10 protein-coding genes and 3 pseudogenes are annotated in these 12,959 nt (G+C 67.3%); 9 read left to right on the forward strand and 4 right to left on the reverse strand.

The annotated features are described in order from the left end of the window. Positions 1 to 49 precede the first annotated feature (49 nt). A complete protein-coding gene (locus ACIRQ9_RS31825; protein ID WP_404181229.1) occupies positions 50 to 874 on the reverse strand; it encodes an isocitrate lyase/phosphoenolpyruvate mutase family protein in 825 nt (274 codons plus the stop codon). 130 nt (positions 875 to 1,004) lie between these two features. Then, the gene (locus tag ACIRQ9_RS31830; RefSeq protein ID WP_404181232.1) at positions 1,005 to 1,571 is read right to left on the reverse strand and encodes a carboxymuconolactone decarboxylase family protein; all 567 of its coding nucleotides are present in this window, start codon (positions 1,569 to 1,571) and stop codon (positions 1,005 to 1,007) included. 771 nt (positions 1,572 to 2,342) lie between these two features. Here ACIRQ9_RS31830 and ACIRQ9_RS31835 point away from each other — a divergent pair. From ACIRQ9_RS31835 to ACIRQ9_RS31850, 4 genes are all read left to right on the forward strand, one after another. Then, a complete protein-coding gene (locus tag ACIRQ9_RS31835; protein ID WP_404181235.1) occupies positions 2,343 to 2,960 on the forward strand; it encodes a TetR/AcrR family transcriptional regulator in 618 nt (205 codons plus the stop codon). Positions 2,961 to 3,142: 182 nt separating this feature from the next. Beyond that, positions 3,143 to 3,811, forward strand: coding sequence for a TetR/AcrR family transcriptional regulator (locus tag ACIRQ9_RS31840; protein WP_404181239.1), 669 nt, complete (start codon positions 3,143 to 3,145; stop codon positions 3,809 to 3,811). A gap of 505 nt (positions 3,812 to 4,316) precedes the next feature. Further along, complete coding sequence (locus ACIRQ9_RS31845; protein WP_404181242.1) at positions 4,317 to 4,700, forward strand: MmcQ/YjbR family DNA-binding protein; 384 nt, start codon at positions 4,317 to 4,319, stop codon at positions 4,698 to 4,700. A 167-nt stretch (positions 4,701 to 4,867) separates the two neighbouring features. Continuing rightward, complete coding sequence (locus ACIRQ9_RS31850) at positions 4,868 to 5,221, forward strand: GntR family transcriptional regulator (RefSeq protein ID WP_404181342.1); 354 nt, start codon at positions 4,868 to 4,870, stop codon at positions 5,219 to 5,221. Positions 5,222 to 5,360: 139 nt separating this feature from the next. Here ACIRQ9_RS31850 and ACIRQ9_RS31855 read toward each other — a convergent pair. Beyond that, positions 5,361 to 5,944, reverse strand: a pseudogene (locus ACIRQ9_RS31855) (transposase); the annotation flags it as partial. On the opposite strand from ACIRQ9_RS31855, the pseudogene ACIRQ9_RS31860 reads away from it, so the two are divergent. The 4 genes and pseudogenes from ACIRQ9_RS31860 to ACIRQ9_RS31875 all read left to right on the forward strand — a co-directional run. Then, positions 5,944 to 7,039, forward strand: a pseudogene (locus tag ACIRQ9_RS31860) (IS256 family transposase); the annotation flags it as partial. The pseudogenes ACIRQ9_RS31855 and ACIRQ9_RS31860 sit on opposite strands and share 1 nt — an antisense overlap. 254 nt (positions 7,040 to 7,293) lie before the next feature. Continuing rightward, positions 7,294 to 9,351: a glycosyltransferase family 4 protein gene (locus ACIRQ9_RS31865; protein ID WP_404181245.1), complete on the forward strand. Its 2,058-nt coding sequence runs from the start codon at positions 7,294 to 7,296 to the stop codon at positions 9,349 to 9,351. Positions 9,352 to 9,494: 143 nt separating this feature from the next. Further along, positions 9,495 to 9,869, forward strand: a complete 375-nt coding sequence (locus tag ACIRQ9_RS31870; RefSeq protein WP_404181248.1) for a carbon-nitrogen hydrolase family protein — start codon at positions 9,495 to 9,497, stop codon at positions 9,867 to 9,869. Between the two features lie 1,017 nt (positions 9,870 to 10,886). Further along, entirely contained in the window at positions 10,887 to 11,654 is a 768-nt protein-coding gene (locus ACIRQ9_RS31875) for a calcium-binding protein (protein WP_404181251.1), read from the forward strand. 83 nt (positions 11,655 to 11,737) lie between these two features. Here the strand turns inward: ACIRQ9_RS31875 and ACIRQ9_RS31880 are convergent. After that, positions 11,738 to 12,118 (reverse strand): annotated as a pseudogene (locus ACIRQ9_RS31880) (TolB-like translocation protein); the annotation flags it as partial. A gap of 153 nt (positions 12,119 to 12,271) precedes the next feature. On the opposite strand from ACIRQ9_RS31880, the gene ACIRQ9_RS31885 reads away from it, so the two are divergent. Continuing rightward, positions 12,272 to 12,664: a hypothetical protein gene (locus ACIRQ9_RS31885; RefSeq protein WP_404181253.1), complete on the forward strand. Its 393-nt coding sequence runs from the start codon at positions 12,272 to 12,274 to the stop codon at positions 12,662 to 12,664. The last annotated feature ends 295 nt before the right edge of the window (positions 12,665 to 12,959 follow it).

Below are 12,959 nucleotides of genomic sequence, written 5' to 3' on the forward strand. Positions count from 1 at the left end.
TGTGTTGTGTGATCGCGAGATGAAGAGTCTGTGATTCGTGCTGGTCCGGTCAGTTCTTGCTGCGGGCGAGCAGTTCGCTGACGCGGGCGAATTTCATGCCTGCCGTCGCCGAGGCGAGGTCGCCTGCGAGGAGCGCCTTCGTGGCTTCCTCGGCGGCCCCCATCGCGTGGGTGTAGAGCAGGGGCCCCAAGCTGATGCGCTTGACCCCCACCTGCTGCAGTTCAGCGACGGTGAGCACCTTGTCCGACGGAGACACCAGGACATTGACCGGTGTCGGGGCGACCGCGGTGACAATCGCGACGAGTGCGTCGAGGTCGGGTGGGAACGGTGCGTAGACCACATCTGCGCCCACCTCGGCGAAGGCCGTCAGGCGCCGGATGGTGTCATCGAGATCGGGTCGCCCCTGGATGAAGTTGTCGGTGCGGCCGGTGACGACGATGCGTCCCTTTGACGCGGCGACGGCGCTGCGGACCCGACGGACCGCTTCATCGAAGTCACGGATGGGCATCGCGGGATCGCCCGAGGTGTCCTCCACTCCGATGCCGGCCAGGCCGGACTCCACTGCGGCCTCGACGGTAACGGCGACGTCTTCGGGCGTGTCGCCGTATCCGTCCTCGAAGTCCCCGTTGACGGGCAGTCCTGTGAGACTGCCGAGCAGCCGCGCATGCTCAAGGTGCTCATCGCGGGTGACTTCGTGCCGTCCGTCGAGGCGGCCGAGCGTGGCGGCGATCGCCGCGGACGAGGTCGCGATCGCCTCGAAGCCGGCATCGGCCAGCATCAGCGCCGAGAGGCCGTCCCAGGCGTTGGGCATGACGAGGCCACCGTCGCGGGTGTGCAGCGCCATGAACTGCTCGTAGAGTTCGGAGCCCGGCATGTCGAGCCTTCCTGAATGATCGTTGACTCAGTGGGGGTGCCGGCGGCCGCACGGCGCTTTCTGACGCCGCGTCGGCCTCGACAGGCGAGATGCAGCGGGCCATGGACGACTTCCGCGCAGGGCCGGCGGTTCAGGGCGCGGGTTCACTGACGCACGGTCGTACCGGCGATTCGGCGGCGGGGATGTCGAGGTCCGTCTGGTTGACGTTGTTGATGAAGTTGGTGAGCAGGAACTGCACCGCCACCGCGACGATGGCCAGGATCTGAGCGTCGGTGTATCCGGCGCCCCGTACCTCCGCGAGGTCGGCGTCGTTGACCTGTCCACGGCTCTCGACCACCTGCTGAGCGAAGCGGGCGGCCGCAGCACGCTTGGGATCGACCGAACTTCCGACGCGGCCCAGCTCGATGTCGTCGCGGGACATGCCGCCGAATTCGGTGGCGACGTAGGTGTGCATCGCAAGGCAGTAGGTGCAGTCGTTGGCCTGCGAAACGGCCAGGGCGATGCTGTGCCGCGTCCTCGCGTCGAGCACCCGGCTCAAAGTGCCCTGCAGAGTCGTGACGGCCTCGAGAACCGCCGGGTTCGACGAGAGGGTCTTGAACATGTTCGGGACGAAGCCCAGCTGCGCACCAATGGTGCCGAGTATCTGCTGCGCGCCGGCAGACACATCCTCTGAAGCGGGAACGTTCAGTCGTGACACGGTGAATCGAGCTCCGATCGGGGTGTGAACAGTCGTCGAGCCCAAGCCGGGCTCGCTGTGCTTCGGAGCTCCACCGCAGGCTCTTCCGGCGCCCGCCACGACCTCGACGGTCGCGTCGCTGGCGCCCGGTGGCCTCCATTGAGGGCGGTGACTCCTCCGGTGCCGAGTTCCGGATCTCTCCATCGCCTCGAGCACCTCACAGAAAGGACTATACAGACCAGAATCCGGTGCGCAACCCCTCCCTCGGCAGGGAAACGTCCGCTAGGCCACCTCGGCGCGGCCCGAGCTAGGGCCAGACTTATAAGTGCGCAGGTCAAGTCCATGGGTGAGACCCCATGGCGAGCGACCCCGCTGGTCGGAGCGCGAGGGACCGGAGCGGCCTCGCGCCAGCCTTGTCTAGCCCGCATTCATTTCATAGGTGGACTATTTAGTCCACCTTGCGGTAAGACTCAGTAGGAACGACGACAAGGCCTGCTGACTCCGCTTGCACCTCGATCCGCCTCCGTCCCCAAGGAGGTACGACCCCGGGCGCCGGGGTGCCGCAGCGGGCGGACACGGACCTGGGCGATGCCGGCCAGGTCCGGCCCTTGCCCACAGGCTGCGCCGCGATCGCCACCCGCGTGAAGAATCACAAGGGGTCATCTCCCACCGATCAGCCTTCGTGGTCGTATTGGTGTCACAACTGATCCACCTGGAGAACGAGGGCGCCACGCTTGCCATGCACCGAACGGCCGAGCAGTACGAGTGAGTAACGTGCCTGAAGGAGACACCGTGTCCGCAACCAGCGATGTTCGCCGCACGCCCCGCGGCCTGGAGACCCGCTCGCGCATCGTCGATTCGGCAGCCAAGCTGTTCTACGTGAAGGGCGTCACCGCCACCACGCTCGATGACGTCCGGCTGGCCAGCGGAACGAGCAAGTCGCAGCTTTACAACCACTTCGAGGACAAGCGCGCGCTGATCCACGCCGTGATCGACGTGCAGTCGACGTTCGTCCTCGCCCGCGAGGAACAGCGCTTGCGCGGCGTGCGGACCCTCGCCGGTCTGCGCCGCTGGCGCGACGCCCTGGTCCAGGCGAACTCACTGCAGGACGGCTCGTACGGGTGCGCGCTGGGAGCGATGTCGATCGAGCTGTCCGACAACGACGAGAAGTCCCGGCAAGCGCTGAACGCATCACTCGACGCCTGGCGACGGATGCTCGTCGAGACGCTGACCCGGCTCCGCGCCCTCGGCGTACTCTCCGAGAACGCCGACCCACAGCGCCTGGGCACCGGTCTGCTCGCGGCCCTGCAGGGAGGTTACGTGCTCGCCCAGAACGCTCACAGCTCCGAGCCGATGGCCGTCGCCCTGGACATGGCGCTGGACCACGTCGCGTCCTTCGCCCGCACCTGAATCCGCTGCGCGGTTCCAGGCGTGCGCCTGTCTCCGCCGCCACACGCTTCGAGCGGCTGGTCCCGGCACGGCCTTGCCCGGCGCACGGACACATCGAGTCCCATGCGAGTCACCTCTCAGAAAAAGGGACCTTGAGGTCCCTTTTCGATCCTGCTAGCGTACGCGGCGGTAATCTGGCCCATGTGGCGGAACAGACGCGCGACAGAAACGACTCCCGGCTGACCGAGCGCGGGCGGGCAACTCGGGAGCGCATTCTGAGGGCTGCCGCCGACATGATGTACGTCAGGGGCGTGTCTGCCACGACCCTCGACGAGGTCAGGGCGGCCAGCGGAACGAGCAAATCCCAGCTCTACCGCCACTACCCCGACAAGGATGCACTGGTGCGGGACGTCGTCGCATTGCAGGCCACCGAACTGCTCAAACGCCAGCAGCAGCTACTCCAGCGGCTCAACTCCCTCCGCGGGCTGGAGCGCTGGCGGGACGTGCTGGTCGAACACAACGCGCTCCGGAACGGGGCGTACGGCTGCCCGCTCGGATCCCTCGCCGGCGAGCTGGCCGACCAGGACGAAGAGGCGCGCGACGCGGTCGCCCGCCACTTCGGCACCTGGGAGGGACTGCTCGTGGCCGGGCTCGAGCGAATGAAGGACTCGGGAGTCCTCAGGGTCGACGCAGACGCCGAAGAGCTGGCCACCGGCCTGATGGCCGCCCTGCAGGGGGGCTACCTCCTCGCCCAGACGGTCCGGGACGTCAAGCCCATGCGGATCGCCCTGGACATGGCGATCGGCCACGTCAAGGCCTACGCCGCGCCCACCGAGGGCGCTTCGCCTACGGAAGACCCTTCAGCGCGCTGAGTCGCCCACGGTTGGTGGGGCACCGAGGAGTCCCGGCGGCGCACCACGGACGGTCGTGTCGCCGTCTCCTGTGCCGGCACCTCCGCCGCGTCCCGGCAGCCACGGGTGTCCGGACGGGGTCAGGCCACGTCCGCCCGCACAGGCCGACACGGTCCGTTCTGCGCCCGTGCGCAGCTCAGCTTTCAGTCGAAGGCGGAGTACCAGTCGACACTAAGGGACTATTTAGTCCCGAAAATCGGTGGACTTGCGGTACCTTTGGAGAGGGCGGCCTTCTGCGTCCACGCACGTCGAATCGCTGCGTGAGCGGAGCGACTGCTCCGTAAACCCGGTCGGCGGGAGCTGCCTGCGGCAGAGCCGACGGGACGTTGTGGACCTGAACAGATTCCAGGAAACCGGATGCCGTCACCGCGGCCGCCGTGCGTGCACCGCTGTTCGTGCGGCGACGAGGAAGACGCCACCTTGGCCCGGCCGGTCGGGGTGCCCGACGAACGAGGAGTTGACCACCATGGACGGACAGGAGCTGCAGGATTTGGCGGGCGCCAGCACCGCTGACCTGCCCGGCGCCGACCTGGAGCACCGCATCGGCCCCGACTGGGACCTCTACAAGGTCGGCGGCAAGGTATTCATGCTCATGACCGACATGCCAGGGCATCCTGTCGTGATCCTGAAGGCCGACCCGGACGACGCCGCGGCCCTGCGGGAGCGGCACAAGGACATCACCCCCGGCTATCACATGAACAAGAGGCACTGGATCACGGTGGAGGGCGGGGGCACCGTGGACGAAGAGCTGGTGAGGGAGCTCGTGACCGACTCCTACCGTCTCGTGGTCCGCGGCCTTCCCAGGTCCGAGCAACCCGTGGATCCGCAGACCTTCGGCCGCCGGGCCTGACCGTCATCATGCCCGTCGAGTCTCCTGATGCCCGCAGTAGCGCCGCCCCAGCGCGGCTGCGACAGGCCATCGAATGATGTGATCCGAGCCGAGGGGAGTATGCGCCGCGCGCTTGCCGTCGCCGTGCGCGAGGCTGTCCGCAGCGGCCGCCTGACGCCGGGACGCGGCTGCCTTCCTTCTGTCGGCTCGCCGACGACCTCGGGCTTGCCCGCAACACCGTGGCCAACGCCTATGGCGACCTCGTCGCCGAGGGATGGCTCACCACCCGCGGAGGCTCGGGCACACTCGTGACAGACTCGATGATCACTCGGCCGGCCCCGGGCCGATCAACTGCCGAACTCTCCGGTGACACGTGCTACGACCTGATCCCGGGCAGCCCCGACCTCACCGCGTTTCCTCGTGCAGCCTGGCTAAATGCGGAACAGACGGAACACTGCGGCCGCCGGAACGTAGATCAGCATGCGCAACATCGTATGCAGCACCGAGCACGGCACCGCATGCCGAAAGCCCGGCCGTCATGAGGGACTGTCGAACGAGTGGGTCTGTTCCGTAGTCGGTGGTGACAGAAGGTGTGGTCAGCCCAGGAGGATGCGGTGGCGGAGGAGGGGAAAGCTCGCGCGGCCGGACATCTGGCGCTTGATCAGCTTCGTTTTGTTGTTGACGGCTTCGGTGCCGCCGTTGTGGTGCGCCAGGGTGAGGGCGGCGTCGGCTGCGGTAGCGCTTGACGGTGTTGAGAGCCAGCTTCAGGCGGCGCGCGCACTACAGAAGTCCGACTCCGCGCTCGCGCAGTGCGTGGACCTGGTGCCAGCGCTCGCGGGTGGTGGCGGCCTGTCTCCCTTCAGCCGGGGGCGGGCCCGATTTCGCCCAGCAGGTGCTGTGCGCGGCGACTTCTTTGCGTACGGCCTCGGCGAGGTTGTGCCACAGGTGCCGGCGGTCGCTGATCTGGACCGCGTCGGGCAGGGCTCGGCGGACCGCCTCGGCGTAGGTGGCCGATCGTCCCGGCACACCGCCTCGATGCCCGGATGCCCGCGCAGCCAGGCTTCCAAAGTGGCGGCCTCGCGGCCGGGCAGTACCTCGATCCGCTCACCGGTCTCGGCGTTGATGATGATCTTGGCGTAGCTGTGCCGGCGCCGCAGGGCGAGGTCATCGACCCCGATCACCCGCGGGATCCGCACTTCCGGCACGGGCACCCGCCGCAGCAGCCGCAGAGCGGAGGCGTACGAGACGGACACAGCCAGGGATTGATCCGGCAGGCAAGAACGGTGGCAACTCCCGCAACGGCAAACGCTCCAAGACCGTGCTGACCGCCGTGGGCCCGGTGGAGATAACCGTGGCCTACGACCGCGACGGTTCTTTCGAACCGAAGGTCGTCAAGAAGCGGCGGAAGCGCCTGACCGGCGTCGACGAGATGGTCATCTCTCTCGCCGCGAAGGGCCTGACCACGGGCGAGGTCCAGGCCCACCTGGCCGAGGTCTATGGCGCCGAAGTCTCCCGCCAGACCATCTCCACCATCACCGACAAGGTCTTGGAGGGCATGGCCGAATGGCAGAGCTGCCCCCCGATGCCGTCTACCCGGTGGTCTTCATCGACGCCATCCACGTGAAAATCCGCGACGGCGCCGTCGCCAACCGGCCCGTCTATGTCGCCCTGGCCGTCACGGTCGAGGGCCGGCGGGAAGTCCTCGGACTGTGGGCCGGTGACGGCGGCGAGGGCGCCAAGCGCTGGCTGCACATCCTCACCGAGGTCAAGAACCGCGGCGTCAGCGACGTGCTCATGCTGGTCTGCGACGGGCTCAAGGCCTGCCCCGAAGCGGTGGAGACCGTCTGGCCCCGGACGATCATGCAGACCTGTGTCGCGCATCTGCTGCGGAACTCCTTCCGCTATGCCGCCCGCCAGGACTGGGACAAGATTGCCCGGCTTCTCAGGCCCGTCTATACGGCGCCGACCGAGGAGGCCGCCCTGGACCGGTTCGCGGAGTTCGCCGATGCCTGGCCGGAAGTATCCGGCGATCGTGAAGCTGTGGGAGAACGCCTGGGTGGGGGTGCCCCCGGACGGAGTCTGGGGGAGAGTTCGCCCCGTTCCTGCGGTTCGACACCGAGATCCGCCGCATCGTCTGTACGACGAACGCGATCGAGTCGATGAATGCGCGGATCCGACGGGCGGTCAAGGCTCGCGGGCACTTCTCCAACGAGCAGGCCGCCCTGAAGTGCGTCTCCATGGCGGTCATGTCCCTCGATCCCACCGGCAAGGGCCGGGCCCGCTGGACCATGCGCTGGAAGACCGCGCTGAACTCCTTCGACATCACCTTCGACGGCCGCCTATCGGCTGCCCGTCAGTAACCTCAACTGCACCGATAACACCGCTCGTTTGACAGACCCGCGGGGAGGCAGCTTTTGGCTTCGGTGCTGCGTTGGCAGGCGTCCCACCTCGTGCCCGGTTGGCGGCCTTTCTGCCTGCCTGCTGGCGGTGAGTGCGTCCTCTACGGATGTGGCCTGGCGGTGCTTGCGGCAGTCGGAATGTCAGGTACATGTGCTGCTGGTGGTTGAACGCCGGAACGCCTGTGAAAAACGTGTATGCAACCTGAAGGTATGCTGTGGGCGAGATCGGCTGGCGGGGGGCCCGCCCGAACCTGGAGCGCGGTATGAATATTTCCTTCCTTATCCATGATGTTTTCGGATTGGGTGGGACGAATCGAACAACGATCAACTTGGCAGGCGCGCTAGCCGAACGCCATCAAGTGGAGATTGTGTCCGTGTTCCAGTCCACTGATACGCCGCTGTTCGCGATTGATCCGCGAGTCAAGGTGACCGCCCTGATCGACACGCGCGAGGTACCCGGGGCGCTTCGAAGTGAGCCAGCGCGGGTTTTCCCTGCAGGCGAGACCCGTTATCACCAATACAGCACGGTGACCGACGAGCGGGCCGCCGAGTACTTTCGTCGCAACAAGCCGGACGTGCTCATCGGGACGCGCCCGGGCCTGAACGTGTACGTCGCGCGCTTCGCCAGCAAGGGCACCCTGGCCATCGGGCAGGAGCACATCACCCTGGAGTCACATCCGGAGCCACTGCTGCCGGAGCTAAAGGCGAGCTACACAGGCCTGGATGCCTTTATCACAGTGTCCGAGGCTGACGCGGAGAACTACCGAGAGCACATGGCGGTTCCCGGGCTGCGCATTGTTTCCATACCTAACAGTGTGCCTGAGCCGTCGCTGCCTGCCGCGGACCCGAACGCCAAGACGATTGTCGCCGCAGGGCGTCTAGCAGCCATTAAGCGGTACGACTTGCTGGTTCAGGCCTTCGGCAAGGTCGCCGCAAATCACCCGGACTGGCAATTGCGGATCTACGGCGCCGGCGGCCAGAGAGGCAAGCTGCGCACGCTGATCAACGACCTCGACCTGTACAACCAGGTCCACCTGATGGGCCTCGCCTCTCCCATCGAGGCTGAATGGGTCAAGGGCTCCATCGCCGCGGTGACCTCTGAGAGTGAATCCTTCGGCATGACCATCGTCGAAGCGATGCGCTGCGGGCTCCCGGTCGTCAGCACCGACTGCCCGCTCGGCCCCCGCGAGATCATCCGCGACGGTGAGGACGGCCTGCTAGTCACACCCGGGGATGTCGACTCCATTGCCGACGGCCTGTTGCAGCTGATCGGTGACAACGAGACACGGGCAGCTATGGGTGCCGCAGCACGCCGTAACGCAGAACGATTCGATCCCGCAGCAATCGCCGTGCGGTACGAGGAGCTGTTCCGCGACCTTAGGCGGTCGTCATTGCGGGGCCGGCTGCTGGATCTCCGTGGTCGCCGACGGGACAGGGCTCGCATGGCCCCGCAGTCGTCGCACCATGACATTGCGCACATGAAGGGCACCGTTCATGCCGGTGCGGATGGCTCACTCCGTGTCGTGCTGGCGGCGGACGCTCCGGTGAAGGAGGGAGAGCTTCTGCTGGTCCGCCGAGGTGAGGAGCGCACTACTGTTCGTGTGCCGCTAGCTCGCGACACCGACGATCGCGTCTGGGCCCCCGTCGAGCGTGCGCTGGGACTGGGAAACGCTGTATGGGACCTGTGGATCGACCCAGCGAAGGGGCCGCGTAAGCGCCTGCGCAGCGATCTGCTTGATCTGCGCGGGCTGACAACCTTCCGTCCGAATGTGAATCACTCTCCGGTACGTGCGGTACTTCCATACAAGACGGTGGACGGGTACGTCGCGTTGACCTCCCGTGCAGCCGACGTCCATGCCGAAGTCCAGCGGATCGACGTCTACACCGAGACCGAAGAGATCGACGTGGCAGTGCAGATGTTCGGGACCGAGGCACAGGTTGAAAGCTTCACGCTGAAGCGCCGCGCCAGCGGGGACGAACTGGAGCTGGCCTGGCACTGTGATGCGGATGAACTGGCGCACGCGCGCATCTCTTCCGCGGCAATTTCCAGCCTGCACTTTGAAGAGCAGGACCTGTGGGATCTGTGGGTTCACGTGGCAGGCAGAGAAGAGTCGGTACGTGTGGCCGGCTGGTTCGGCGACGTCAAGGACCGCAAGAACGTGCACGTCTATCCGGTCACTGTGTTCGAGGACGCGCCTCGTGGGCGGACGCGGGTTCGGCCCTACTACACCGTCGACAACGAGCTCTCCGTCAACGCGCTCGACATGCCGTAGGGGGCCGCAGGTCGCCTCCCCGTCCGCCACGGACTGCTCGGCGTTGCCCTGCTGGCTCCTGGTGCGGACGGCCAGGTCCTCCTCGCCTGTGCCAGAGGACCTGGCCGTGTCTGTCGCACGGCAGGAGGCGGGTGGCCTGCCCGATGATCCAGATCTGCCGGGAGATCTGCTTCCCCGAGCAGTGGCAGCACCTTGCCAGCGGCGGAGCACAGGCGTTTATTTACCTCACCCACGCCGCAAATACAGTCGAGCCAGCCGGGGTTTGGAGAAGCCACCTCATCAGCCGCGCAGCGGAGAACCAGCGGTTCGTCCTGGCGGCGAACGCCGCGGACCCTCACCAGCACTGCCCCAGCATGATCATCTCGCCGCGAGGAGACGTACTCGCGGAGGTGACCTCCGGCGACACCGCCGTCGTCAGATCCACCATCGATTGTGAACAGTCCGGCAATTGGTACCTCGGCCAGTGGCGGCAAGACCTGCTGAGGCTGTCCTACGAAGGGCAGGGCAGATCGACGTAAATGGCGCTAAGCGCGGCTACTCACAGGCAGGCATTCGGAGGGTTCCAATGCCCGAGCCCACCATTAGCCGCGAGCCAGGGTGAGGTCGTCGAACAGGTCCTCGCCCACCACGCTCGTCGAGAACGCGAGCGAATGCGCCCGCCGGCGCCGGGGCCCGGCTACAACTCCGCCAGTCTCGACTTGCTCTTCGGGCAGGCGAGATGACGACCACGGCCACGATGTCAGCCGCGGCGACGTCGCAGGACAAGGTCGTCGCGTTTCACGGGGCAGCATGCAGGGCTCTCCAGGACGCCTTCCCGCCGCGGATGACGCCGGACACCTGGGTGGTCACCGCCGAGTCTCGCGACCAGGCGGTCGTCCGGCTCCGCGAACTCTCGGCCGGGTCGTCGAAACACACCCGCTACATCCGGGTGCGCGGAGCCGACTTGCTCATGCGATGGCTGGAGGCCTTCCCCGGGGAGACTTGGCAGCAGCGCCGGCGAAGCAGTAGGGCGGACGATCCCCCGCGGAGCTGGAGCGACCTTCCCACGTCCTGGCACGCCGGCCGCGGGGTCGGCACCTCGTCCTTCCTCTCCTCGGGCACTCTGCAGATTCCGGGATGAAACAACGGGAGAAAACGACCTCTGAGCGAGAGAGCATGCCGCATCTATCCGGACACCTCACTCCGTCCGTCCACTGTCCTGCCGGACACCCGAAGAGGAGGCCGGACACCGCGGACCGCCAGGGAGCGCGCGACCCGGGCCCGGCCCTTCGTTCCGCACCGATCCGGTGGCCGCCGAACGGCTGCTGTCACCCGTGACGTAGCCCTGGCCGCGCCGTACGGCGAGGGAACCCAGTTCATGTGGTACACGGGAGTCGCCATGCTCCTGAAGCGCCCCGGTGAGCCGGCGCCGCGCGGCTCCCTCGTGTCCGGGCGGACGCGCGGTGAACCAGGGGTGTCCGCCGTACAACCAACAGGCGGCCTCGCGTGTCTTCTGCACGCCCGGACGAAGATCCGGCTGATCGTGTGGGAGAGAGATGCACATCCGTACGGCCGCGGCCGCCGCCGCGGGCACCCTTGCGGTGCTGGCCCTGTCCGCCCCCGCCGCGCAGGCGGACACCCACAAGGGTGACACCGTCTTCACGTCGGTGACCTTCAGCAAGTCCACCCTTTATCTCGGCGCCAGCACGGCGCACGGCCTGACGGTCACGGCGACCGCCAAGGACAACTCCGGTATCAAGGACATCTACGGCGGCAAGCTGGTCAGCCCCGCCGGCCGCATCGCCTTCGCCAGGAGCGCCGACTGCACCAGGCCCTCCTCGACGACGATGAAGTGCGTCTTCAAGTACCTCCTGGACCCGGACGGCGCCGACTACGAGAACCTCGAGAACGCCGACGCGGGCACCTGGCACCTCGACGCCGAGGCCGCGGCCAAGGACGGCGACTACTACGGGCTGACCACCAGCAAGACGATGAAGGTCAAGCGCTACGCCCGGCTCACCGCCACCCAGGCGGGCCCCGAGCCCGTCGCCAAGGGGCACGCGCTCACCGTGACCGGGACCCTGACCCGCGCCGACTGGACCGGCGGCGGCTACGACGGCTTCGGCGCCCAGCACGTCGCCCTCCAGTTCAAGAAGGCCGGCTCCTCGACGTACGGCACCGTCAAGACGGTGACCACGGACGGAAGCGGGAAGCTGCGGACGACCGTCACCGCGCACTCGGCCGGCACCTGGCGCTGGCGGTTCGCCGGCACCGGCACCACCGGTGCGGCCAACGCGACCGGGGACGGCGTCGCCGTGAAGTAGTCGCCCTGAAACGGCGGCTCCGGGCAATCCCGGCGGACCGGCTCCCAGGCCTTCGGGAGCCGGTCCATGCCGGTCCGTGTCGGTCAGGGCAGGTACGCCGGCAACACCGCCGGCACGCTGATCCGCCGCGGCTTTCCCGTGCCGTCCGCCGGGGTCTCGTACAGGTCCGCCCCGTAGTCGCCCGGCAGGGCGTAGACGACCGTGTGCGCGTCCTTCCGGAGCGCCTGGTCGTCGACGCTGCGCGGCTCCGCCAGCGGGGTCTCGCGCATGGTCCGGAGGTCCAGGACGTACAGGTGCCAGGGGGCGTCCTTCGGGAGGCCCTTGACGCGCTTTTTGTAGGCGACTCGGGTGCCGTCGGGGGACAGGGAGGGGCATTCCACGTTCGGGTGGAGGGCGGTGACCGTGCGGCTGCGCAGGTCGCCGCGGACCAGGTACGTCGACCCCTTCGTCGCCAGGGTGGCGTAGACGGCGACCGGTAGGTGGCCCCTCCGATCCGTAGTTGGCCCCAAGGCCTCGGCGAACGCCCTGGACGCCCTGCGAGACGGCCGCCAAACCTACCCGGACGATCTTCGAGTGTCAGCGGACGTGAGCCTCCTGGCTTCTTGCACAATCCCCTCATGGAGCCGCTGCCTGTCCCCTGCCCCGCCCACCTCATCCCCGTCGCCAGTGGCACCGGGGCCTTCCACAAGGCATACAGGCAGGCCATGGCGCACAGCGCCGTGTTCATCGCCATCGAATCCGAGGGTCCACGGTGGACCGTGAAGGCAGACACACTCACCGCCGGCTCCGGACATGCTGTCGACGACACCGTGAACGATGCCATCCGGGCCGCGATCGTCCGCCTGGTCCACAACCACGAGGCCGGGACGGACGCCTACACAGGGCCGATCTACTTCATGATGCACGACGTGCCGAGCGAGGAACGGGCCCGTGAACTCGCGGCCGCGCTCCACGCCGCCCTGTATGGCGATCTGGAACCTCTCAACCGCGCCGTCCCTCCTCCGTCCTGACCTGAACGGCCAGACCAGGACTCGCTGGGGCCACCAATTGATCCTCACGCGGGCCGACTGCAGATCCTCGCAACCCGCCGACCTCATCGACGCCCGAGAGCACGGGTGTCCCTTCTCAAATGATCTGACCCCACGCCGTGCTCGTGACCTGCGGCGACCAGATCAGCTGCAACTGGCAGCAGCTAGGGATCTCAACCTGTTTGGCCCGGCGTGTGCGGATGTCGCACGTCGTCCCAGATGATCTGGTCGTCCTGGTGCCCCTCCCGCGACGGTCGTCTCGCGGGACGCAGGTCTC

The organism is Streptomyces sp. NPDC101237 (genome assembly GCF_044767465.1).
Lineage (GTDB): Bacteria > Actinomycetota > Actinomycetes > Streptomycetales > Streptomycetaceae > Streptomyces > Streptomyces gramineus.